The following is a 22,216-nucleotide window of genomic DNA, read 5'->3' as shown; positions in this document are numbered from 1 at the left end:
CGGAGTCAGCATCCGCCTCATGGACATCTGTCTGTATCACGGCGAAATTGGCACATGCCCCCTGTCTTTCGCCCGCATGGCCCGAACCTTTGCAGATTTCATCCACTCCAGTTCCCCGGAAAGTGAGGGGGAGCGCCGAAGCCTTTAGTCAGGTGCTTTGCGGGCACCCCAAAATTCATATAGAATCGAAGAAACAGCTTTCCATCTATCCGGCTAAGAGGAGGGATTTAGAAATGAGTTCGATGTATGACCCGATGCTCTATCTCCGCCATGTAGACCTGCTTCGTGAACAGGTGCCTTCCTTTGATACCTATCCGTTTAATCTGCCGGTGGTGCGGGCTTTGGAGCGGATTGCTTTTCAGAAGCAGGTTACATTTCTTGTAGGGGAGAACGGAACAGGGAAATCGACTGTACTGGAGGGAATCGCAGCCGCCTGGGGGTTCAACCCGGAAGGCGGAACGCTGAACTTCTCATTTAACACCCGAGCCTCGCATTCGAGTCTCTATGAATATCTGCGGATTGCCAAAGGGGTCAAGCGGCCGAAGGACGGCTTCTTCCTGCGTGCGGAGAGTTACTACAATGTGGCTACTTACATCGATGAGCTGGACGAGGACCCGGAGGCTGGGAGATCCATCAAAGACTCCTACGGCGGCAATTCTCTGCATGAGCAGTCCCATGGAGAATCCTTCTTCTCCACTTTCGTCCACCGCTTCGGCGGACAGGGGATCTATATTCTGGACGAGCCGGAGGCGGCCTTGTCCCCCTTGCGGCAGATGTCGCTGCTGGTGCGGATGCATGAGCTGGCAGCACAGAACTCCCAGTTCATCATCGCTACTCACTCCCCGATTCTGATGTCCTATCCGGGTGCGGATATATTCCAGCTGGAGGGTGAGCGCATTACGCCTGTGGCTCTGGAAGACACAGACCACTATACGGTGACGCGGGCCTTCATGACCGACCGGCAGAGAATGCTCCGTGAGCTGCTGGGAGATGACTATGCTTCGGATGCTTCGGACATATAACAGAACAAAGTCACCTAGCAGGTGAATTAGGCTGGAGCTATGCAGCCGGTGCAGCTGATGTAGATTTTAAGCCCATCTCACATTGCTCTATTCTGACTACTTTGTTTGGGGCAGCCGCCGGTAAAATCAGGGACACTTTTGCCACTCATTCTTGCCTTGGGCCAGCGTCCGGCGAAATCAGCAGAGGGATTTATCCCTTTAATTTCCTCATACCGTCCACTTTCAGCGGAATTAGAGGGATTTATCCCTTTAATTTCCTCATATCGTCCACTTTCAGCGGAATCAGAGGGATTTATCCCTCTAATTTCCTCATATCGCCCACTTTCAGCGGAATTAGAGGGATTTATCCCTCTAATTTCCTCATACCGTCCACTTTCAGCGGAATTAGAGGGATTTATCCCTTTAATTTCCTCATACCGTCCACTTTCAGCGGAATTAGAGGGATTTATCCCTTTAATTTCCTCATACCGTCCACTTTCAGCGGAATTAGAGGGATTTATCCCTCTAATTTCCTCATATCGCTCACTTTCAGCGGAATCAGAGGGATTTATCCCTTTGATCTTCTCCTGCCTTCAGGGGCACTTTTGCCCCTCTTTCCTGCCTGCCGCCCACTTTCGGCAGATTCAGGGGCACTTTTGCCACTCTTTCCTGCTTGCCGCCCACTTTCGGCAGATTCAGGGACACTTTTGCCACTCATTCTTGCCTTGGGCCAGCGTCCGGCGAAATCAGCAGAGGGATTTATCCCTTTAATTTCCTCCTGCCGCCCACTTTTGGCGGAATCAGAGGGATTTATCCCTTTAATTTCCTCATATCGCCCACTTTCGGCGGATTCAGGGGCACTTTTGCCCCTTATACCTGCCTGCCGCCCACTTTCAGCGGAATCAAAGGGATTTATCCCTTTGATTTCCCAAGTCTCCGGCTTCCGGGGATTCAGTGGAATTCCTGATACAAGAACACATTTGTCCTTCAGACGGACCTGCTTCAAATTCCAAAGAAAATGATCCACAACAGACGAATATCCTACTTTCCTATACAATCAAAAAAGACACTTTAGCGGCATATCTGCCGTTAAAGTGTCTTTTGAATTTACAAAGCTGCTCTTTGATTCTCTAATAAAGCTGGTCGTCCTTCTCTGTATTGCAATCACTGTACTCATTTAGGAGCGCATCCAGCTTCACCGATTGGCGAAGCACCCTTACATCCTGCATCCCGTGTTCCAGGGCTAGTTTGTTCAGTTCCTGCCTTGCCTGTTCAATCTTGTCCTTGTAATCATCATTACGCATAGCGGCCCCCTTGTAGAATGAGGCTGTTCCAAGCCATTTTCCACTCTTTTACTAAAGTTCCAAACACATTGTATTCTATAATCCGTAACGGGTCAATTAGCGGTTTGCCGCGAAAACAGGTTTCAAAAGCATAACGAGTTTATGCACAGCCCAGCCAAACATCGCTACGGCCATCATATCGAAACAGACATTGAACAGGAACAGATGCTTGCCGATATCCGCCCGGCCGTCGCCGAGGATTGGCACCAGGAACGAGAACAGTCCAATCAGCCCCAGCAGCATCATCATTTCCCCGGCAATCCTCGCCTGCCGCCCCCTGCTTCGGAAGTAGTGAGCCAATACAATCGCATAATACACCAGATAGAATAGAACCAGAAACCCGAGCGTATGCGGCAGATGGTTCTTCTTGAACTGGCTCCATGTACTATAGGTATAGTCGATTGCCCTTTCGGGCTTCCCCATGCTCTTTTCATAGCTTCCGAGATAATAGGGACGGATGGACATGCTGTTCTTCGCTGCATATTTCATATTCTCTACCAGACGCGAAGGATGTCCCAGATAGAAGAAAAGCACGTCTTTGTGAGATACGAGATTATAGAAATCCGCTGTAAGTGAAGGATCATCCTGCTTAATGGCCGTACCGGCCTGGAAATAATTCGTCCCCGCCAGAACCTCCAGCCGCTCCGGTAGACCCAGATCACGAAGATCACCGCGCACATCCGGCGACTCGTTCAGAATTCCGAAAAACACCGTCTGATAGAGGTTGATATGCCTCAGTTCCTTCGGTGCAGCCACGTACAAAGCCACGGACACGAGCGCCGTCGCCACCGCGAACCGGAGCGCCAGCTTGCGCCAGTTCCCTGTTCCATTCAAGGTTCGCAAACGCAGGAAGATCAGGGCAAACGCCAGGCCGACGGGTGCGTTCTGGATTTTGGAGCAGACCAGAAACAGCACGGCAATAAAGAACAGCTTCAGCCCGCCTGCCGGCGGCCGCTCTGATCCGGCCAGCCGGAGTCCGAGCGCGAAGGTGAGCAGCATGAACACCATCGATACCGGCTCACCGAACAGCGAATTGAAATAAGCCAGATAACCGATATCATAGAAGACAAACAGCAGCCCCGCCCCCAGCAGCAGCCCCGTAATATAGGAGCCTCTGGCCCCGAGCTTCACGAGCAGCCATGTCGCCCACAGCAGCAGCATAGCGTAGACGCACGCAACCAGCCGGATATCGAAGTAACTTCCATGCACCAGCCCGGCAAGCAGTCGCGGCACCAGCACAACGAGAATTTGTGAGGAAGGATAGAAGCCCTTGAACAGATTTTCATAGGAAAACCGGCTATGGCTATAGCTGAAAAAGCGGTCCGCATAGCTTTCTGTGTTGTCATAATAATTCAGTCCGACCGTCTCCATCATGCGCTTGAAATCCCCGTTGTCGGCAACGCCGGAGAAGGGCTTCAGGAACAAGAGATAGAGGATCAGAACGCAGCCCGCAAGGGCCACAAGAGTCTCTGCTTTATTCAGCTTTTTCAAATCCCTGTCTCTCCTCCTAACGCTGCGGAAGCAGCTTCACGTATTCATCGGACAAACCCATCAGCTTCAGGATATAGTCGTAATCGGTCTGATATTTACTGAAATCCTCCACCGGCTCATACGTATCCAGCGAGATGGCCTCTCCGTCCGCGAAGCTTTTGCCGGGCACGAACATCACCTCATCATTAAAAAAGGAGCCCGTAGGCAAATAATAACGCATCCCCACCACATTGCTGTCAATATTGAGCAGATCATGCCCAAAAGCGGTAAAGCCTTCGTCCTTCAGTGATACCCCCAGCAGGTTGGCCACCGTAGGAAGCACATCCAGCTGTCCGCCGGTCCGCTCCACGACCTGTCCCTGCTCCATCCCGGGCACATGAATAATCAGCGGAATGTTAAACCGGCTGATCCGGTCATCATACGGGGTTCCGAGTGCTTCCTCCACCTGCTCCGCCGGAACATCCTTCGGCTGCAGGCCGAAATGGTCGCCGTACAGCACCAGCACAGTATCATCCCACATGCCCTGCTGCTTCAGCCCGTCAATCAAAGTGCCGACCGCATAATCCGTATAATTCACTGCCGTCAGGTAATCGCCCAGCATTGTGCCCTGCAGATCCTCCGGAACCTTAATCTTCTTGAAGCTGTCCGGAATCTGGAACGGATGATGGCTGGAGGCCGTTACGAGCTGGGCATAAAAAGGCGTACCCTTCTTCTGCAATGCCGCCAGCTTCTCCACCGCTGTAGCATAGAGCTGCTCATCCGAAGCCCCGAAGGCGTTGAAATGATCATTTTTAAAATACCCTTTATCATAGTAGCCATTGAAGCCAAGCGCCGGGTACAGCTCGTTGCGGTTCCAGAAACCAACCTTGTTCACGTGGAAAGTGTACGCTTCATACCCTTTATCCCGCAGCAGACGCGGTAGCCCCGGCAGTTCCCGGTCTCCGAAGCCCGTTGACATCGCAAGCGTTGCAATGGGATAAACCGAAGTATTGCTCATGAACTCCGCATCCGAGGTGTTGCCCGGACCAACCTGCTGGAAGACATGCGGGAAATAAAAGCCCTCTCCGGCCAAGCTGTTCAGCACCGGTGTCAGCTCCTGGCCATCCAGCGACTGATGCAGCGGAAAATTCTGAAATGCTTCCATTTGGATTACAATTACATTTTTACCCTTTTGCGATCCAAAATATTCCGGCAGTCCCCCTGCGATATCCTTGTATGGATAAGCAGCTTCCAGCGCCTCCACCTTGGCAATCGTTTCGTTGATATCCCCGGTGCCGATGAGACCGTTATCCTCCTGGGCTTTGATCGCGGCAACCACCTCATAGTTCAGAAATCCGGCGCTTTCCGCCTGAACCAGCTCATTCGTAATTCCGCGTGCAGAATCAATGGAATAGGCCGACAACGAACCGCCGCCGATAATAGCCACCAGCAGGGCGATCAGATAGACTCTCCGGGCTCTGCGTGAAGGCTGACTGCCACGCTGCTGCTGTACAGGACCATTCTTCCATCTGCGGAACAGCAAATAAATGATCATAATGACCAGATCGGCAAAAAACAGATAATCGATCAGCTCAATCGTAGATTCTACGCTTTCCTTCACCTGGAACACCTGATTCAGCTCATAGAGCGCCAGATAAGTCGGCACCGAGCCGAAATGATTGAAGTACACACTGGCCGCGAAGAACAGCAGCGACAACAGACCATTGAAGCCCCAGAAGACGGCCTTCCTCATCCGCACAGGTGTAATAAGAGCCAGCACCCCCATCATCAGCAGCACCGGTGCAATATCCGCAGCAATCCATTCCCACGCAATCCGGTCAAAAAACAAACCCCTCAGCAGCAGCAGCTTTAGCCAGACCAGTCCGATAACGATATAGAAATGAGCCTGCACCGGCACATGTTTCTTGTCGTTCATAATAATTCGATCCCCTCTTACTCTCTTTATTGAAAATCTCTGTAAACTCTATTGCATTTTTCTGTAAAAGTTCAGATTTCTCTAGTATAGCAATACTTGAAATAGTTATCAAAACTGGAGGTTCTATTAAATGTAAAAAGACGCCGCCCTTACGGGCGTGCGTCCTTGTTCAATCTTATGAAAATGATAGATTATTCGGCAGTGGCTGGCGTCTGCTGGATCATGTAAAAAGTGCCGTCCAGATTATACGACCCGGTAATGATTGTTGCTCCGTCAGGACTTTTAAAAGCAATCGATCCTATGCCTGACATCTCCTTGACGATTGTATACTCCCCCAGCCGAATGCCGAACATTTCGTCGGCGATGGCAGCAGCAGAGCGCTGGAACTTCGCCTTATCCATATCCAGCAGATTCGTGTTTGGATCGGCGGAGCTGAATGACTTCTCATCGTAAAGTGAAACATCGAACACTTGCAGTATGTCTTGTGTAGCATAGTCCATCATAACTGTAGTAGCCCCGCGTTCACTCTCTCCATACGTCAAAACGAGTACATCCCATTTCTGCGCAACGGTGCGCTTGATGGAATAGAGGTGATCGGTGCCCTTTTCCCTTAGCAGCTTAATTGCCTTAAGACCTGCCTGCTTCACTTCCGCACTCACCTCATTCTCACCCATTTTGAAGGTCGAGCTGCGGTAGACGCCGTTCTCGTAATCAATCTGCCCTTCCTCCGCTATGAGACTGTCATCAGTCTGTATGCCCTGTTCATCAGCGTTTGTCCCGTAGTGGACGGAATGGTGAAGCGCAGTTACTGTGAATTCTCCCTTGTAACCAGCTTTCCGCAGCTGATCCATCGCTTCATCAATGAATTTAGAATCGATTTGTTCAGGAGCGAAAAAGGTATCCATGTACGTCCGCACTACCTTGCCAGTCTCTGTTTCAAACCAGATTTTAGCAAAACTATCCCCATCTTTAAATTCGGCCAGGATTTCTCCTTCTTCCACGAGCGGCTCTAGGCTCACAAAGGGCAGCTTCTTTCCCAGCTGCTCAAGCATTACCTGTTCAGCGGTCGCCCTGAGCCCTTCATCCGTAAGATCAGCCTGGCCCGCAACCGGAGGATCGATTATTCCGGCGCTGCTTACCTGTAACGGATTAAAACCCCCGTGCTGACCGGACCAGCCACTTCCCCAATACACTGCCCCGGCTCCGAACAACAGGAGGATGACGGCGGCGGAGAGTATCCGCAGGCGGATTGCCCTGCGCCGCCGGCCGGATGGCAGCACCTGGTTTAGTGAGGAACCGTCCATTCCAATCTGCCGGGCCACCTTGCCAGCAGCTTCTTCCGTAAATTTCATTTCCGGAAACGGGCCTTTACGGGCCAGCTCATACCACTGCGGCTCCTGCTCACGCTTATCCATTACTCCATCCTCCTTAGTTTGTCCTGGATTTTATGACGTGCGCGGTGCAGCCTCGATTTGACGGTGCCGGGGGATATCCCGATCAGCCCAGCGATTTCCCGGACCGACAGCTCTGCCTTAAGATCAAGCACCAGCACCTCACGCAGCTTATCCGGCAGCTTCATTATCATGCTCCAGATCTCATCCACCTGCCGGTTACCGAGATATTCCATCTCCGCCGAACGGGCAACGACTGCCTGCCCCGCTGCCTCTTTCCGATGCTGAGCCGTAGCGGGTAACGGCTGCATCCCGCCCCACAGCCCGGAGCGGAAAAACCGCGATTTGCGGTAGGAGAATACCGTATTGCGGGCAATCGTGAACAGCCAGGTTTTGAGCGATGAAATCCCCCGGTAGGTACCGATCCGGTAAAAGCATTTGATGAACACCTCCTGCGTGAGCTCATCCGCCTGATCACTGTTTTTGGTCAAGAAATAAATATAATTCCACACATCTTCCCCATAAAGCTTCATTATCTGCCGCAGCTGCTCTTCACTGATAGCCTCCGCCTGCTCCAATCCATCCAGTTCCAATGGGTTCACCTCACTATATTTGACCTCAAGAATGGAGGGAGGGTTCACTTCTTATAATAAAAATCAACTCATTCCTTCATCCAGCCTGCTCCTCAGTGTTAAAAGCGGACTTCCCGGGCAGCCGACGTTGTTGCGTAAATTTTTTAATTTAAAAATCCTGCACAGAATACAACATTTCCCTGGTTATTTCGGTTCCATTTCGAAATTGTTGTACAAAAAGCAGCATATCTCCTCCTCCAAGCGGGTTAGCGGGGCAATTGTTGTAATTTGTACAACAAGCCTCACGAACACCATGGTATCTTGCGATTCAAGTTGCAAAAAGTACAACATTTCCGCCAGTACAGCGTGTATTTAACTCAAAAAAACAAAAAAACAGAGGACCTGAGTCTCCTGCATAGTATATAGCTTGAACGAGAGGCTTGCCCACTGTTCGCACCGATTCCAATTGCGGTGAATATTGCGACTTCCGCCGCTCAGTTCCCGGAACACCGGTTAGTTAGCTCTTAAGAGCGATATGTGTGATGATCCTGAGCGTGCTTCAGAAATAGAGCCATTACCCCAGCGGAGTGTTCACCAGCAGTCTTTTGATGGAACGGTTAGCTTCATGGAGCACGGTTTCCTTATCGACGGTCTTCAGCAGGCCTTTATGCATCAGGATTTGTCCGTCCACAATCGTCGTTTCCACATCCGCACGGGTGGCGGAATAGACAATCCGCGAGATCGGATCTACATCATAGGAAGGGAAGGTATGGAAATTGTACAGGTTGAGGATCGCCAGATCGGCTTTTTTGCCAACCTCGATGCTGCCGATTTGATCCTCCATGCCCACCGCCTTCGCACCGCCAATCGTTGCCATCCGGAACACACTTCTGGCGTCCATCGTGGTCGGCCCATGCTGCGGCTTCTGGATCACCGCCGCCAGACGCATTTCATTGAACATATCCAGGTTGTTGTTGCATGGAGCACCGTCCGCACCAAGGCTAAGATGGATATGATCATGCAGCATTCCCGGAGTATCGGCGATGCCGGAGGCCAGCTTCAGGTTGGAGCCCGGGCAATGGCTGACATGAACTCCGCGGTCCCGCAGAATCCGCTTCTCTTCCTCATCGAGCCAGACGCAGTGGGCCAGAATCAGGCGCTCATTCGCCAGCCCCAGATGATCCAGATACACCACGTTACGCATACCGGTCATCGCCTGCACAATCTCGATCTCCCCCAGATTCTCGGAAGCATGGGTGTGCACCTTGACCCCATAGTGCTCCGAGAGGTTACGTACCTCTTTCAGCAGCGGCTCCGTGCAGGAAATGACAAAACGCGGGGAAAATGCATATTGAATCCGCCCGTTGCCATATCCATTCCACTTCTCCAGCAGATCTACGCTCTCCTGAAGAGAAGCTGCCGTATCCTCCTGCAGCGCCGCCGGTGCATCCGCATTCTTCTGATCCATCATCACCTTGCCGGATAGGGCACGGATGCCGCTTTTGGCGATTGCCTGGAAGGCAAAGTCTGTATGGTTCACCGTCTCCATATCCACTATGGTCGTTGTGCCGCTTGTAATTAACTCCCCAATGCCGAGCATAGCGGAATAATACAGCGACTCCTCATCATGCGCCGCCTCCAGCGGCCAGATCCGCTTGCGCAGCCAGTCCATCAGCTCAAGATCATCGCCTTTGCCGCGGAACAGTGTCTGGCACAGATGAATATGGGTCTGCACAAAGCCGGGAATTACCGTGCGGTTCTTGGCATCAAGTACCGTCTCATCCCCCTGCACCTCAAGCCCGCTGCCGATCTCTACAATCAGATTATCCTTGATGCGGATATCCCCGTATATAATCTCCTCTTGCTTGTTCATTGTAATAATCTCCGCATGCTTGATCAGGATGTTCGCCATAACCCATTCCCCCTTGTCCTTGTTGATGTCCAGCTGGCTTATAACACAAAAAGGCCACAAAAATATGCCTCAGCATATTTTCGTAGCCAGAAATTTACGGTTCCCGGTAGAGACCCTTAAACCAATTATTAAGGATATACGAAAAGGACTATTCAATTGCTTCTGAATAATCCCATCATAAAGTAAAGACAACTTTCCTGTCAACATAAGTTATAAATATTAACACGAAACTATTTTCAGCAGATAAAAATGGATTATCCGCTATTATTATCTTCAAATATGTAATATAACATTACATAAACTATCCGAAAATCTCCGTCAGCACCTTCTCAAATACAGGAAAAGCCGCTACCCGGCCGGGAAAATGAATCTCGCCTCTCTGCACATAGCCAAGCGAGGGATAAATTTTGAGTACCCGTTCATTCTTGGCATAAGTATCCATCCGAATACTGCTATACCCGCTGTGACGGGCGTGCTCTTCAGCGAAAGCAATCAGCTGCCGGGCGATCCCTTTACCTTGGAACTCCGGATGAACCGCGAGCCGGTGCATGATCAGATGCGGCCCCTGCTGCTGTAACCATTCAATTGCCCCATATTGCTCCGCCTGATTCTCATCCAGCACAATAATACCGGCAATGGCTTCGTTGTCCAGACAGACAAATAATGTGCCTGTAGCAATATCCGCTGCAATGATCTCACGGTTCGGATAGCTCTCATCCCATTGATCGCTTCCGCCTGCCTGCATAACTTGTACACATTTGGCAATCAGATCCATAATCTCTCCGATTTCATTGCTCTGTGCTCTTCGTATCTCATTCCCAATCATGTATAGTCCCCGCTTTCCTACCTGGCATTCGAACCCGGTAAAGTTCTGTTAAGAAGTCTACCATATCCGGGCGAAAATTCCGATAGGCCGCCATTTCCAGTATCGTCCATAGGCTATAGAGGCGGCAGGAGAACTTGCCAACCTCTATAGCCGCTCATCTTCTAAGCCACAGCTGCTGCTCGCTCAGCCCAGCTCCAGCTTATGCCCGTCCTCGAAGCCCTTGGCGAAACCTGCGTCGAACCCCACGTTGTATGCTTCGGTGTAGCCCTGCTGAAAGGCGTCTCCCGGCGGCAGCTCCGGAGGGACGCCCAGATCCGGGGGGAGCGGGACTACCTGCGCTACCGGCGGCGCTTCGACTGCCGGAACAACCTGTACCGGCGGCTGAACCACATGCACCCTGCGGACAAGCCGGCGGCGGAGTCTTCTTTTCTTGCGCAGCAGCGGCGCTCTCTTGCCCGTCTTGCGGATCAGTCCTCTGCGCGTTTTGCGTCCAAGGCCTCTGCGCACCCTGGTCTTCCGTGACAACAGCAGTGTGCGTCTGCGGCCCTTGCTGCCTGAGCGCAGCTTGCCAAGTCTCTTTCTCTTCATCTGTCTACTCCTCCTGTACTTCATCTACTTCTTGCAGCAGTACCCTCTGAGCAATCCTTGCTCAGCCATGGCGCAGCAGGAACTCCCTGTTTGGGCTCATGCAGTGAAATGCCGGATATCATCCGGCACATTGAACTTTGGTACCCGCTCAGAATCCTGATATTGTCGCTCAGCTTGCGGGCTGTCAGCTCCGATTGCCCCGTAACTTCGGCAATGCTCTCGAGGATGGCTGCGAGCGCAGCTTGACTGCGGGCGATCGAGCGGATCATCTCCAGCTTGACGGCATGTTCGGAGAGAAGCCCGCCGCTCATTTGCTATCGTCTCCGAAGCTGAATCCATCCCCGCCGTCTCCGCCGAAATCACCGCCGCCCTCATCTTCACCGCTGCCCAGTACTGCTTTCAGATTACTGTACAGCCCGTTCTCCAGCTTCGTCAGCCCCTCCACCATCTCTACGATCACTTCGTGGATGGAGAGTGATTCCTTCAGCTGGTCTTCATGGGAGTCGAATGCTCTAGCGTGGATATGATGATGGGTCCACTGCTTCACTTTTTCCGCTTCCACCGCTTTGGCCTCGAGGATCATCGCGATGTTCCACTGGATTACAGCGGTCGACTCCAGCATTTGCAGATAAGCCTTTTCTCTGCTCATCTTCCGCCTCCTTGCTCTGGTTACGCGCTACTCTTCTTCCTGACCGTTTAGTTCCTTGATCACTCTGCCTACTCCCTCTGCCATCGCTTCTTCAAGATCGGCAAGTGCATTCAAGTAAGCAATAATGTTCTTGTTAACCTGACCTGAGCTTTCTACCAGCCCACTGAATCCGCCGAAATCAGGGTCCGCATCCGGCAGATCGTGAACTATTTGCGACATACGGACGGCTACGTGGCGTTCGGCGTCGAGAATCCGAGCCATCTGTTCGTGCGTATGGGCCATGTGCTGCAGGACTTTTGTAATTTTACTCTGCACCTTCATGTCTCCTTTGCTCAAACGCCCTGCTACAGCATATGCGGCATCAGCCGTGACGGTGCCGGAGAAGCTCCGCAAGTTATGGAGGTCCGCGTGTCACAAGACAGCTAAGCGCAGCGGCTGCAAGTGCTGCGGCTGCTAAGTGGAAAAACGTCACTTAATTTATTCGAATGACCGGGAATCAGAGCAACAAGTGGAAAAAGGACAACTATTTCTATATTGGCCGGGCAAAAAAGTACATTAGTGAAGAATTAAATGCCTTTTTTCCACTTAGGGTGGATACAAAAGACAAAACGGGATTATTAAGTGGAGAAAATCCAACTGCTTCCGGGCGCGAAGGACTGAAGGGGCAGCAACGGAGGACTCGAGGGGACTGGCGGGGAACTCGTGGGGCATGGAGGGGAGACTGGCGCGGATAATGCCGAGGCTTACGGGAAGGTTACCAACTGGAGGATATTGACAAGCAGTTCAACAGCAGACTATGCTTGGCTGAAATCGGAGCTATATTATAGTTGTCCGGATCTATGTATCCGGAATGGAACTGGAGGTAATCTATGAAACTTACAGACAACCGTCTGAATCTGCGGCCCCTGACTGCAGCCGAGCTGGCACTGGCCTTGGACAATTACGCGGAGCTGGAGCAGTCGCTGGGCTTGAACGTAACCGCAGCCCCAACCCTGCTGGATGACGAAGAGATGCGTTATGCCATGCGTGTCAGGCACGCCAAGGTTCTCCAGGATGAGCAGAACTATCCGTGGCTGACCAATTGGGCCATTATTCATCGGGAGGAGCAGCGGATTATCGGCTTCCTGATCCTCAAAGGCGGGCCGAATGAACAAGGCGAGGTCATCCTTGGTTATGTCATCGATGAGAGGTACCGGGGGCAAGGCTACGCTACGGAAGCGGTGCGGCACATCACGGCCTGGATCTTCAATCATCCGGATGCACGCTGGGTCATCGCGGATACCGAGAAGGATAATACCGCCTCGCACCGCGTGCTGCAGTATCTGGATGCAGAGCTGTACCGGGAGACCGAAGACCTGCTCTGGTGGAGAATCGCCCGGCCCGCCATTAGCTTCGATGATGATACTGGTATTTTGCGGGGACCCCACAACATATAAATACTTATCTATTAAAAAAGCTGCCCCTCAGGGCAGCGTATCTCTCAGCTTTTCTCCGGCTTCGCGTAAGGACTGGAACGTTCCCGCATCACTCCACCAGCCCTTGAGCACATCATAACTAAGCTTGCGCTCTGCGGCATAAATATTGTTCACGTCGGTAATTTCCAGCTCCCCTCTCTTGGAAGGGGATACGCGGCGGATAATATCGAATACCGCTTCATCGTACATATAAATACCTGTAACACAGAATTTAGTCTTCGGATGCTCCGGCTTCTCTTCAATATAAGCAATCAGGGACGAATCCCCGCTGTCAAACACCGGAACCCCGTATCTCCGCGCATCATCGACCGGTTTCAGTAACACCTTCGCCGATCCCTGCGGCTGCTGCAGATAACTCTCCACATAAGGCTTCAGATCATCCATAAAAAGATTGTCACCAAGCAGCACAACAAACCGTTCCCCCGGCAAAATAAATCCTTCTGCCAGCTCGAGCGCTTCCGCGATGCCTCCTGCAGCTTCCTGGATTTTGTAAGTCAGGGATACACCGAATTCCGCGCCGCTGCCCAAAAAGTCGGTGTACTGTCCTGCGGACTGTTTGCTGATGACCAGGAGAATATCGGTTATACCCCCCCGGCGCAGCCGGTCAATGCCGTAACACACCATAGGATATTTGCCGACCGGAAGCAAATGTTTGTTCATAAGCCGGGTCAACGGGTAAAGCCTTGTTCCTGTTCCGCCCGCCAGTATGACTCCTTTCACTTACTTTCCTCCTCTTTATCTATGTCTTTAGCCTTTGGCCTGGCCCCTCAGATGAATTGTGCGGGATCTACATGCCATTTCTCCATAAATAATCTGCGGTTACGCTCCACCAGCTCCTGAAGTGAGGAAGAGTAGACTTCCCTGAAGCTGGCGCTGCCTTCATGATGCACCAGACAATCTCCCGCGATCAGCAGCCGGTATCCCTTCAGTCTGGCGCGGTAGCAGTAATCATCATCCTCGAAATGTCCCGGTGAAAAGCGTTCATCCAGCAGGCCGATGGTATCCATGAGCTCTCTTTTGAATAATAAGCACAGCCCTACAAGCCTTCTGGCCTCCAGCCGTTTCGCCGCATCCGGAGCATTCGCCAAACGGGCTTCAGCATGATAACCCGGAATATCCGTATACCCCGTCTCCACCTGCTGCCGTCCGCTGGCATAATTGGTCACCGGACCCACCATTCCGATATCCGGGGCGCTGTACAAAGCGCTCTTCAGATTCGCCAGCCAGCCCTGCGACACAATAACATCATTGTTCAGCAGCAAAAGCTCATCTCCCGCAGCCAGCTGCAGCCCCAGATTGCAGGCCAGCGGAAAACCGCGGTTCTCCGGAAGGGAAACAAGGGTAAGCTTATTCGTGCGGCAGTAAGCATCCGTTTCGTCACTTGAGGCATTGTCGACTACAATAATTTCATAGGGTGAATCCGTATACGCCCTGATTGATTCAACACAGGAACGCAGCAGGCCGAGCCTGTTATACGTTGGAATAATAATGCTGGTCAGTGTCATAGGGCATTCCTCCACGCCGCCATCTGCCGGCGCTGCTCCTGCAGATGGCTCTCGGACAGCCGCCCGCTTGCCTGCTGCTCTCCAAGAACCTGGGCCAGCGCCTCGGCATGATCACCGGCGATCAGCTGTTCCATCGCATTTCCGGCCCCTGTGTTGCTCTGGCGCAGCCGGTTATGCTTGATCACATTCACCGTGCCTGCCTTCTCCACCCGCAGCTGCCGCATAACCGAGAGCGCATGCGCTTTCGGCGGCACCATAAGCTCACGGTAGCCGATCCGCTCCAGCGCCTTCCTTGACAAGGCATGGGGAACAGCTGTCATCGAGCTGACGCCCAGATCACTCCGCCCCAGTACGGCATTCAGATACATTTTGCAGCGGGTAACCGCATCACTGAGGGCAAAGGGGGGCAGCAGATGATCAAGATCATTCAAGGCTACATCAACACCGCCATCCACCGCCTCCGCAAAAAGAGACATTTGCCGGGCGGGAATCACCATATCCCCGTCCAGGAACAGCAGAATGTCACCCCGGCTGAGCTTGGCGCCAAGCGACCGTCCCACATCATGTCCGGCAGATTCCGGAATATGCACAATTGTCGCCTGTGGGCATAGCCGGGTACGCTGGAAGCTGCGGTCGCTGCAGCCGTTAAGCACGACAATAATCTCCAGCGGCTTGAGCCGGGTTACCTGATCAAGCAGCTTCAACAAGGTCTGCTCCTCATTCCTGGCCGAGATAACCACGGACAATGAACCGTACAGAGCCGGCAGCTGCCGTCCTGCTCCGCTGCCGGCAGCATTGCCGGCGGCAGAAGCCCCCGCTGCCGCGCGGCGGGAAACCGCTTTGCCTGCCGCCTGCCGCCGGACAGCTGCAGCTTTGGCGGCGCTGCTCCGGCGGGGCGCAGCGGCGGCTGGTTTGGCCGCCTTGCTCCGGGAGGCGGAGCTGCCCGGCCGGGTACGCCGGGCAGAAGCCCTGCTTCTGCCCGATGCTTTTGCACGGGAAGATACGTGAACCTCCTGCCGGTGTCCGGATGAAGGCTCCGGTGCTGCTGTCATCTCACCATCCCCCTTCGCCGGTTGCCGTCAATGAAGCCCGCTCTTTCGCCTCTGCGCTGAAGGACCAGACCTGCCGCATCCAGATGATCCGTGAGAATAATCTCACGCAAGGGATCTGTTCCCGCCTGCTTGGGCCGTACGGCATTCAGCCTGCCGACCGGCACCTTATGCACAGCCTTCACCTGCAGGCCCTCAAGCACCGCCTGCGCGTGTGCCAGAGGCGGCCGTGATAACAGGCCGCTCCCCAGAGAGGCAAGAGCTCTGCGGCTGAGTGCATGAGGCACCGCCGTCAGCGAACAGCCCTTCAGATCCGGACGGCCAAGCATAATGTTGAGCACATGCTTGGAGAGCACCACCGGATGCGGGAATTCCTGACGGACCGGACCGGAGTAATCATTCAGAGCCACATCTGTTCCATGACTGACCGCGGCCACAAAGGGACGCAGCTGTGAAGCGGTAAGCACAAAATCCCCGTCAATGAAAAGCAGGACCTCTCCTTTGGCCGCCTCTGCTCCAACACTGCGGCCCACATCATGACCGAGCGGCTGCTCGAAGTGAATGACATGTGCTCCCAGTGACAATGCAATCTTTGCCGTATTGTCGGCAGAACCGTTAACCACAACAATAACCTCACAGCGGGGATGGACTTCCCTGGCTCCGGCAATCACCTTGCCAATCGTTCCGGCTTCATTCATAGCCGGAATGATCACCGACACATAGGGAGCGGGGTGGTTGGCCGCAGGGAGCGGCACGGCAGGGCGCGCCGGCCGGGAAATCCGCCGTTTGGGTTGCAAAGCCCGCCGCCCCGTGCGGCGGGCAGATGTACGTATGTGCTTCAAGCTCATCCACCTTCCTTGCAGGGCATGGTCTCCGGGCTGAGGGTTACATCACAGTCTATGTAATCCGCTGTCCCGGGTAACGGCAAGTGTCTCCCTTCTTGCAGAAATTTGGACAAATGCCCTCCCGCTGCCGCAGTCCGGTTGAACCCGGATTTTGCCGCCCTTATCAACACAAAGAGCGCAGCCGGCGGCTGCGCTCTTTGTGGTTCATCTTCCTGCTCTAATCAAACACCCGATGATCTGCAGCCGGCTTCACCAGAGGCGAACCGAGGGCGATCCAGGACAGCACTCCATAGAAGTGAGGAGTTTCGCGCAGGCGCACTACTTCAATCGTCGCGTCCCCGCCCGATCTGTTCTTCAGCGAAGCATGGAAATACGGCTGGTTGGTCATGGCGACCAGCACATAGCCGGTATGGCCGAAGCTCTCATCAAAAGATACAGTTACCTCAACACTCTGCGCGTCTCCATTAAACATGAAGGCTGTCATGCCGAACTGCTGCAGAACCTCCCGGTTCCCGGCACTCTGTACCGGACTGAACGACAGATGCTCGGGATTAACCGTTCCGGGCGCCAGATGGTCTCCGGTCACTGCACCTTGAGCAATATGATAGCTCTGCACGCTGTCTTCTTCCAGATGGCGGGATTGAATGGCAAATGAAGTGATTTTGGAAGCATCCACCGCTTCGTCCTGAAGCTCTGCACTCCCTACCGAACCTTCGGTCAGATGTTGGGTTCCGATGCTGCCAAGAGCAAGCTTCTCGCCGGTAATGCTGCCGTCCGTCAGCTGCCCTGCACCGCGCGTTTCCTCTGTAAGCTGCTCAAGCTTCTTCACAATGCCGCTGCTCAAATGACGCTCTTCCAGTGCGCCGTCTGCCAGATGCTCTCCTTGGATGCTCTGCCCTTGCAGATGCTGGGCACTTACTGCGCCTGCCGCCAGCTTGCTGCCAGTGATGCTTCCGTCTGCCAGCAACTCGGAGGTCAGCGTATCCTCGGCCAGATGGTCCAGACTGATGCTGCCGGTGCGGATATGGCGGCCGTCTACCGCGCCCGGGGCCATATGGCCCCCGAATATGCTGCCCGGAGCCAGATGATAGGAACCCACTGCGCCTGCCGCCAGCTTGCTGCCGGTGATGCTGCCGTCTGCTATCTGCCCTGCATTACGCGTTTCCGCTGCGAGATGGTCCAGCTTCTTCACAAGGCCGCTGCCCAAATGACGCTCTTCCAGTGCGCCGTCTGTCAGATGTCCGCTCCGGATGCTCTGCTCCTGCAGATGCTGGGCACTTACTGCGCCTAGCCCCAGCTTGCTGCCGGTGATACTGCCGTCTGCTATCTGCCCTGCATTGCGCGTTTCCGCTGCGAGAAGCTCCAGCTTCGTCACAATACCGCTGCTCAAATGACGCTCTTCCAGCGCACCGTCTGTCAGATGTCCGCTCTGGATGCTCTGCTCCTGCAGATGCTGAGCACCCACTGCACCTTCCGCCAGCTTGCTTCCGGTGATGCTGCCGTCTGCTATCTGCCCTGCATTGCGAGTCTCCGCTGCGAGATGCTCCAGCTTCGTCACAATACCGCTGCTCAAATGACGCTCTTCCAATGCGCCGTCTGCCAGATGTCCGCTCTGGATGCTCTGCTCCTGCAGATGCTGGGCACCTACAGCACCTTCCGCCAGCTTGCTGCCGGTGATGCTGCCGTCTGCTATCTGCCCTGCATTGCGAGTCTCCGCTGCGAGATGTTCCAGCTTCGTCACAATACCGCTGCTCAAATGACGCTCTTCCAATGCGCCGTCTGCCAGATGTCCGCTCTGGATGCTCTGCTCCTGCAGATGCTGGGCACCTACAGCACCTTCCGCCAGCTTGCTTCCGGTGATGCTGCCATCTGCCAGCAGCTCTGAGCTCAGCGTATCTTCAGCCAGATGCTCACGCTTGATGCTGCCCGCGCGCAGATGGCAGCTGTCCACTGCTTCCGGTGCCAGGTGACCGCCATAGACGCTGCCGGAAGCCAGATGAACAGAGCCTACTGCACCAGCCGCCAGCTTGCTTCCTCTGATACTGCCGTCCGGCAGCAGCTCAGAGCTGCGGACTTCCTGCGCCAGATGTTCCAGCAGGATGCTGCCGGAGGCCAAGTGATGCCCTTCCAGCGACCCTTCCGCGACATGCTCTCCGTGGACGCTCTGCGGCTTCAGATGCTGCGGCCCCACTGCCTCTGCCGCCAGCTTGCTGCTTCCAATACTGCCGTCAGGCAACAGCTCAGCACTTCGTACTTCGTCTGCCAGATGCTCAAGCTTAATGATACCCGAACTTAAATGCCGCTCTTCAAGCGATTCATCCGCAAGATGCTCGCCGTGGATGCTCTCCAGCTGCAGATGCTGTGAATGTACAGCTCCTGTGGCCAGCTTGCTTTCGTCAACGCTGCCATCCGGCAGCAGCTCGGCGCTCAGCGTCTCGGAAGCCAGATGTGCAAGCTGGATGCTGCCGGTGCGGATATGGCGGCTGTCCACTGCATCTGGAGCCAGATGACCGCCATAGATGCTGCCCGCAGCCAGATGGAAGGAGCCTACCGCACCTGCCGCCAGCTTGCTTCCGCCAATACTGCCGTCCGGCAGCAGCTCCGCACTCCGGGTTTCATCTGCCAGATGCTCAAGCTTGATCAGGCCGGAATGCAAATGCCGTTCCTGCAGTATACCGTCAACCAGATGCTCGCCATAGATGCTCTCCTGCTGCAGATTCAGCGAGCTTACCGCACCTGCGGCCAGCTTCTCGCTGCTAATGCTGCCATCCGGCAGCAGATCTGAGGTCAGTGTATCCTGGGACAGATGTGCCAGCTGGATGCTGCCGGGCCGGATATGACGGCTGTCTACGGCACCCGCAGCCAGATGGCCGCTGTAGACGCTGCCTGCCGCCAGATGAAAAGCGCCTACAGCGCCTGCTCCCAGCTTGCTGCCCACGATGCTGCCATCCGGCAGGAGATCTGCACTGCGCGCTTCTTTCGCCAGATGCGCCAGCGTGATCTCGCCTGCACGGATGTGCTGCCCTTCTACGGCTTCCGGTGTCAAATGGATAGTCTGCACGCTGTCCGGGGCCAGATGGACAGATTCCACAGCCCCCGGGGCCAGCTTCTCCCCGCTGATGCTGCCGTCCGGCAGAAGCTCCCCGCTGCGGACTTCTGCCGCCAGATGAGCCAGGCTGATGCTGCCGCCAGCTATATGCTGTCCTTCTACCGAGGATTCAGCCAAGTGGCTGCCAGCTACAATTCCGGCTGCGAGATGGCGGGAGGCTACAGCACCCTCCGCCAGCTTGGCGGCACCGATGCTGCCATCCTGAATCTGGATAGAGGATACAGAGCTAGGAATGATATGTCCGTTACCGACCGACATCGGACGGATATGCGCTCCGCCCACACTTCCCGGCGCGAGATGTCTGCCCTGCACCGATGTATCGCTGATGGAATCCGGTCCAACGGCACCTGCTGCTAAATGTTCGCTCTGCACGGCTAAAGCTGCCAGCTTTGAAGCACTCACACTGCCGTCAGCCAGCTTGATCGAGGTAACCGATAAATCACCAAGTTTGTCTGTTGAGACACTCTCCGGCGATAATTTCAATGAAGTTACAGCATGGTCGGCCAAATGATGCGGCTGTACAATGCTGGCAGCGAGGTGCGCCTCCTTCACTGCTCCGGAAGCCAGCTTATCTCCCGATACCGAACCGGACTGCAGGGCGGATGAAGTTACACTATTTTCCCCGAGATGCCTGCGCTCTACAGCTCCCGGAGCCAGATGTTCAGCGTCGACCGCTTCCTCCTGCAGCACGCGGCTGCTGATGCTGCCATCGGCCAGGTGCTTCTCTTCAACGGCACAGACGGCGATATGTTCTCCGCTGACCGCTTCTCTGGCGAGGGCATTTCCGCCAACCGCACCGGTGGCCAGCTTGGCGGAAATGACACTCCCGTCCGCCAGCTTGGTTGAGCTGACACTCTGGGGACTAAGATGTTCTCCCGTAACAGAGTCATACGCCAGCTGCTCTTCCGTAACGGCCCCGGGAGCCAAATGCCCGGCAAGAACGGCATGCTGCTGGAGCTGCGCAGATCCGACAGATTCTATAGCCAGGTGGGAATTGTCTACGGCTTCGCGCTGCAGATGGGCCGAGGTGATGGCCTGCAGGGCAATCTGCGGTCCGCGTACTGCGGATTTGGCGATATGGCGTGTAGTTACCGCTTCATCAGCCAGCTTATGCGGCAGGATGCTCTGGTCCGCGATCTTGGAGGAAGTCACCGCCTGCTCGATCAGCTGTGTTGTACCCACTGCACCCTCTGCCAGCTTCACGAATGAAATACTGCGGTCCGCCAGATGCCGGCTGCCAATTTCCCCGTCAGCGATATGCTCCGCATTTACGCTCTCCGGGCTTAAGTGCTGGCTGCGGACAGCCTTCTCCTTGATCTGCCGTGATCCGACTGCTGCGTCCGCGAGATGCCCGCCGTCAATGATGCCCGCCTGAAGCTGCTCTTTCCCGATCAGCCGGGTAGCCAGCTGCTCCCGTCCAATTGCGCCAGGAGCCAGATGCTTCGATGTAATGACGCCTTCACCTACGTGGCGGCCTTCAATCACCGCGTCGCCCAGCTTGACGCCGCTGATCTCTCCATCGGCGATTTTGTCCCCGGATATGGCTTCATCTGCCAATTTCGAGCGGTCAATACTGCCGTTGCCGATGTGGCGGCTGACAATACTGCTGCTGAGAATTTTCTCTCCGGTAACCGCACCGTCATCCAGCAGCTCCGCCGTGATGATGAACTCGCTGAGATGCCGGCTGCTGATGGCTCCGTCGGCAATCTGCCCTCCGCCAATAATCCGGTCAGCCAGCTTCTCCGGACCGATGCTGCCATTCTTCAGCTTTTCTCCGCCAATGGAATGATCCAGCAGCTTCCCTCCGCTGATACTGCCTTCCGCCAGATGCTCGCCGGCAATGGATTCCGGAGCAATCTTAGAGGAAGTAATCGCCTTGTCCGCGATGTTGATGTTCTGCACAGCATAGTCCTGCAGCCATGGCGTACCAATGATGCCGAACTTCAGCTTGGACCCGTCAATCGTGCGCGGAGCAATCTTGGCACCGGTGACTGCCGCATCGGACAGATCATCGGTATAGACGGGCTGCAGGCGCTCTTTTTCCACAGTTACAATGACAGCCGGCTCCACCAGAGATTCAACATCCTCATGCTGCTCCTGGTCCTCTTCCACTACCGTTTCCTGAATAGCCTCTGGTTCAAGCAAAGTCTGCCGGACCTCCTCCGGCGCCTCCAGGATTTCCACCCCGCTGACCTGCAGCGTCCGGTCCACAGTATCCACCGCTTCTACGGCGGCAGATTCTTTCACTTCTTGTATTTTGGGACTGCTTTTCAACATGCTAAGTTCAGTCTTATTGGGATCATCTACATAATAGAGCGGCTTTTTTGAACTGCGATGCTGATTTCTTTTGGAACTCTTCACAAGCAGTCTCCTCCTTCCATCTGTTGTTTCTCCTAGGCATCATATGCAGTAGTATGGGCTGATGACACCATTCCTCCGGCTAAGCTTTGTTAAGAAAAGGGTGTAGTGTTCAAAAGAATTTCATTCCCGCCTCTCAAAAAAGGGCATCTGCCGCCGCGCATCCGTCCAACCCTGACGGGCACGT

At 54.4% G+C, this 22,216-nt stretch carries 20 protein-coding genes and 1 riboswitch; of the genes, 3 read left to right on the top strand and 17 right to left on the bottom strand.

Going from position 1 to position 22,216, the window contains the following annotated elements; genetic code table 11:
• Positions 1–242 precede the first annotated feature (242 nt).
• Positions 243–1,022 carry an AAA family ATPase gene (locus NSU14_RS02665; protein WP_042141605.1) on the top strand — a complete coding sequence of 260 codons (780 nt, stop codon included), beginning with the start codon at positions 243–245 and terminating at the stop codon, positions 1,020–1,022.
• 547 nt (positions 1,023–1,569) lie between these two features.
• On the opposite strand, the gene NSU14_RS02660 is transcribed toward NSU14_RS02665, so the two are convergent.
• From NSU14_RS02660 to NSU14_RS02605, 12 genes are all read right to left on the bottom strand, one after another.
• On the bottom strand, positions 1,570–2,028 hold the full coding sequence (locus NSU14_RS02660; protein ID WP_340942611.1) for a hypothetical protein: 459 nt from the start codon (positions 2,026–2,028) through the stop codon (positions 1,570–1,572).
• A gap of 103 nt (positions 2,029–2,131) precedes the next feature.
• Positions 2,132–2,305 carry an aspartyl-phosphate phosphatase Spo0E family protein gene (locus tag NSU14_RS02655; protein ID WP_081970240.1) on the bottom strand — a complete coding sequence of 58 codons (174 nt, stop codon included), beginning with the start codon at positions 2,303–2,305 and terminating at the stop codon, positions 2,132–2,134.
• A gap of 96 nt (positions 2,306–2,401) precedes the next feature.
• Positions 2,402–3,835, bottom strand: a complete 1,434-nt coding sequence (wsfD, locus tag NSU14_RS02650) for a glycan biosynthesis hexose transferase WsfD (protein ID WP_340942609.1) — start codon at positions 3,833–3,835, stop codon at positions 2,402–2,404.
• A 16-nt stretch (positions 3,836–3,851) separates the two neighbouring features.
• Positions 3,852–5,750 carry an LTA synthase family protein gene (locus NSU14_RS02645; protein WP_340942606.1) on the bottom strand — a complete coding sequence of 633 codons (1,899 nt, stop codon included), beginning with the start codon at positions 5,748–5,750 and terminating at the stop codon, positions 3,852–3,854.
• Positions 5,751–5,941: 191 nt separating this feature from the next.
• Positions 5,942–7,165, bottom strand: coding sequence for a hypothetical protein (locus NSU14_RS02640; RefSeq protein ID WP_340942603.1), 1,224 nt, complete (start codon positions 7,163–7,165; stop codon positions 5,942–5,944).
• Positions 7,165–7,782 (bottom strand): RNA polymerase sigma factor, encoded by a 618-nt coding sequence (locus NSU14_RS02635; RefSeq protein WP_340942601.1) that lies wholly within the window; start codon positions 7,780–7,782, stop codon positions 7,165–7,167. Before NSU14_RS02635 ends, NSU14_RS02640 begins: the two co-directional genes overlap by 1 nt.
• 505 nt (positions 7,783–8,287) lie before the next feature.
• Positions 8,288–9,625, bottom strand: coding sequence for a 5'-deoxyadenosine deaminase (locus tag NSU14_RS02630; RefSeq protein WP_042139764.1), 1,338 nt, complete (start codon positions 9,623–9,625; stop codon positions 8,288–8,290).
• Between the two features lie 63 nt (positions 9,626–9,688).
• A riboswitch (purine riboswitch) is annotated at positions 9,689–9,787 on the bottom strand.
• 139 nt (positions 9,788–9,926) lie between these two features.
• Entirely contained in the window at positions 9,927–10,451 is a 525-nt protein-coding gene (locus tag NSU14_RS02625) for a GNAT family N-acetyltransferase (protein ID WP_042139765.1), read from the bottom strand.
• Positions 10,452–10,634: 183 nt separating this feature from the next.
• Positions 10,635–11,039, bottom strand: coding sequence for a hypothetical protein (locus tag NSU14_RS02620; RefSeq protein WP_216626658.1), 405 nt, complete (start codon positions 11,037–11,039; stop codon positions 10,635–10,637).
• Between the two features lie 20 nt (positions 11,040–11,059).
• Entirely contained in the window at positions 11,060–11,350 is a 291-nt protein-coding gene (locus NSU14_RS02615; RefSeq protein ID WP_042139766.1) for a hypothetical protein, read from the bottom strand.
• On the bottom strand, positions 11,347–11,688 hold the full coding sequence (locus tag NSU14_RS02610) for a hypothetical protein (protein ID WP_039306867.1): 342 nt from the start codon (positions 11,686–11,688) through the stop codon (positions 11,347–11,349). The genes NSU14_RS02615 and NSU14_RS02610 overlap by 4 nt, the downstream gene beginning before the upstream one ends.
• 27 nt (positions 11,689–11,715) lie before the next feature.
• Positions 11,716–11,970 (bottom strand): nucleoside-diphosphate sugar epimerase, encoded by a 255-nt coding sequence (locus NSU14_RS02605; RefSeq protein ID WP_371916298.1) that lies wholly within the window; start codon positions 11,968–11,970, stop codon positions 11,716–11,718.
• Here NSU14_RS02605 and NSU14_RS02600 point away from each other — a divergent pair.
• Both NSU14_RS02600 and NSU14_RS02595 read left to right on the top strand, forming a co-directional pair.
• A complete protein-coding gene (locus NSU14_RS02600) occupies positions 11,890–12,114 on the top strand; it encodes a hypothetical protein (RefSeq protein WP_305954224.1) in 225 nt (74 codons plus the stop codon). The two genes, NSU14_RS02605 and NSU14_RS02600, sit on opposite strands and share 81 nt — an antisense overlap.
• Before the next feature lie 443 nt (positions 12,115–12,557).
• A complete protein-coding gene (locus NSU14_RS02595) occupies positions 12,558–13,124 on the top strand; it encodes a GNAT family N-acetyltransferase (RefSeq protein WP_076247532.1) in 567 nt (188 codons plus the stop codon).
• A gap of 27 nt (positions 13,125–13,151) precedes the next feature.
• Here NSU14_RS02595 and NSU14_RS02590 read toward each other — a convergent pair whose 3' ends face one another.
• From NSU14_RS02590 to NSU14_RS02570, 5 genes are all read right to left on the bottom strand, one after another.
• Positions 13,152–13,883 (bottom strand): sugar phosphate nucleotidyltransferase, encoded by a 732-nt coding sequence (locus NSU14_RS02590; RefSeq protein WP_042139770.1) that lies wholly within the window; start codon positions 13,881–13,883, stop codon positions 13,152–13,154.
• 47 nt (positions 13,884–13,930) lie between these two features.
• Entirely contained in the window at positions 13,931–14,668 is a 738-nt protein-coding gene (locus NSU14_RS02585) for a glycosyltransferase family 2 protein (protein WP_340942594.1), read from the bottom strand.
• Positions 14,665–15,720 (bottom strand): glycosyltransferase family 2 protein, encoded by a 1,056-nt coding sequence (locus NSU14_RS02580; RefSeq protein WP_340942592.1) that lies wholly within the window; start codon positions 15,718–15,720, stop codon positions 14,665–14,667. The genes NSU14_RS02585 and NSU14_RS02580 overlap by 4 nt, the downstream gene beginning before the upstream one ends.
• Positions 15,717–16,565, bottom strand: coding sequence for a glycosyltransferase family 2 protein (locus NSU14_RS02575; protein ID WP_042139772.1), 849 nt, complete (start codon positions 16,563–16,565; stop codon positions 15,717–15,719). The genes NSU14_RS02580 and NSU14_RS02575 overlap by 4 nt, the downstream gene beginning before the upstream one ends.
• A 214-nt stretch (positions 16,566–16,779) precedes the next feature.
• Entirely contained in the window at positions 16,780–22,032 is a 5,253-nt protein-coding gene (locus tag NSU14_RS02570) for a WIAG-tail domain (RefSeq protein ID WP_340942590.1), read from the bottom strand.
• Positions 22,033–22,216: the final 184 nt, after the last annotated feature.

This window comes from Paenibacillus sp. FSL R10-2771 (genome assembly GCF_038000205.1).
Lineage (GTDB): Bacteria > Bacillota > Bacilli > Paenibacillales > Paenibacillaceae > Paenibacillus_AQ > Paenibacillus_AQ phytohabitans.
The sequence above is the reverse complement of the archived record's forward strand: the minus strand, read 5'-3'. Positions and strand labels throughout refer to the sequence as shown.

Coding starts and splice junctions, on each gene's coding strand:
- NSU14_RS02640 (WP_340942603.1), bottom strand. CDS start 7,165: ATGGATAAGCGTGAGCAGGAGCCGCAGTGGTATGAGCTGGCCCGTAAA.
- NSU14_RS02655 (WP_081970240.1), bottom strand. CDS start 2,305: ATGCGTAATGATGATTACAAGGACAAGATTGAACAGGCAAGGCAGGAA.
- NSU14_RS02595 (WP_076247532.1), top strand. CDS start 12,558: ATGAAACTTACAGACAACCGTCTGAATCTGCGGCCCCTGACTGCAGCC.
- NSU14_RS02620 (WP_216626658.1), bottom strand. CDS start 11,039: ATGAAGAGAAAGAGACTTGGCAAGCTGCGCTCAGGCAGCAAGGGCCGC.
- NSU14_RS02580 (WP_340942592.1), bottom strand. CDS start 15,720: ATGACAGCAGCACCGGAGCCTTCATCCGGACACCGGCAGGAGGTTCAC.
- NSU14_RS02575 (WP_042139772.1), bottom strand. CDS start 16,565: ATGAGCTTGAAGCACATACGTACATCTGCCCGCCGCACGGGGCGGCGG.
- NSU14_RS02645 (WP_340942606.1), bottom strand. CDS start 5,750: ATGAACGACAAGAAACATGTGCCGGTGCAGGCTCATTTCTATATCGTT.
- NSU14_RS02610 (WP_039306867.1), bottom strand. CDS start 11,688: ATGAGCAGAGAAAAGGCTTATCTGCAAATGCTGGAGTCGACCGCTGTA.
- NSU14_RS02625 (WP_042139765.1), bottom strand. CDS start 10,451: ATGATTGGGAATGAGATACGAAGAGCACAGAGCAATGAAATCGGAGAG.
- NSU14_RS02605 (WP_371916298.1), bottom strand. CDS start 11,970: ATGGCCCATACGCACGAACAGATGGCTCGGATTCTCGACGCCGAACGC.
- NSU14_RS02665 (WP_042141605.1), top strand. CDS start 243: ATGTATGACCCGATGCTCTATCTCCGCCATGTAGACCTGCTTCGTGAA.
- NSU14_RS02630 (WP_042139764.1), bottom strand. CDS start 9,625: ATGGCGAACATCCTGATCAAGCATGCGGAGATTATTACAATGAACAAG.
- NSU14_RS02615 (WP_042139766.1), bottom strand. CDS start 11,350: ATGAGCGGCGGGCTTCTCTCCGAACATGCCGTCAAGCTGGAGATGATC.
- NSU14_RS02585 (WP_340942594.1), bottom strand. CDS start 14,668: ATGACACTGACCAGCATTATTATTCCAACGTATAACAGGCTCGGCCTG.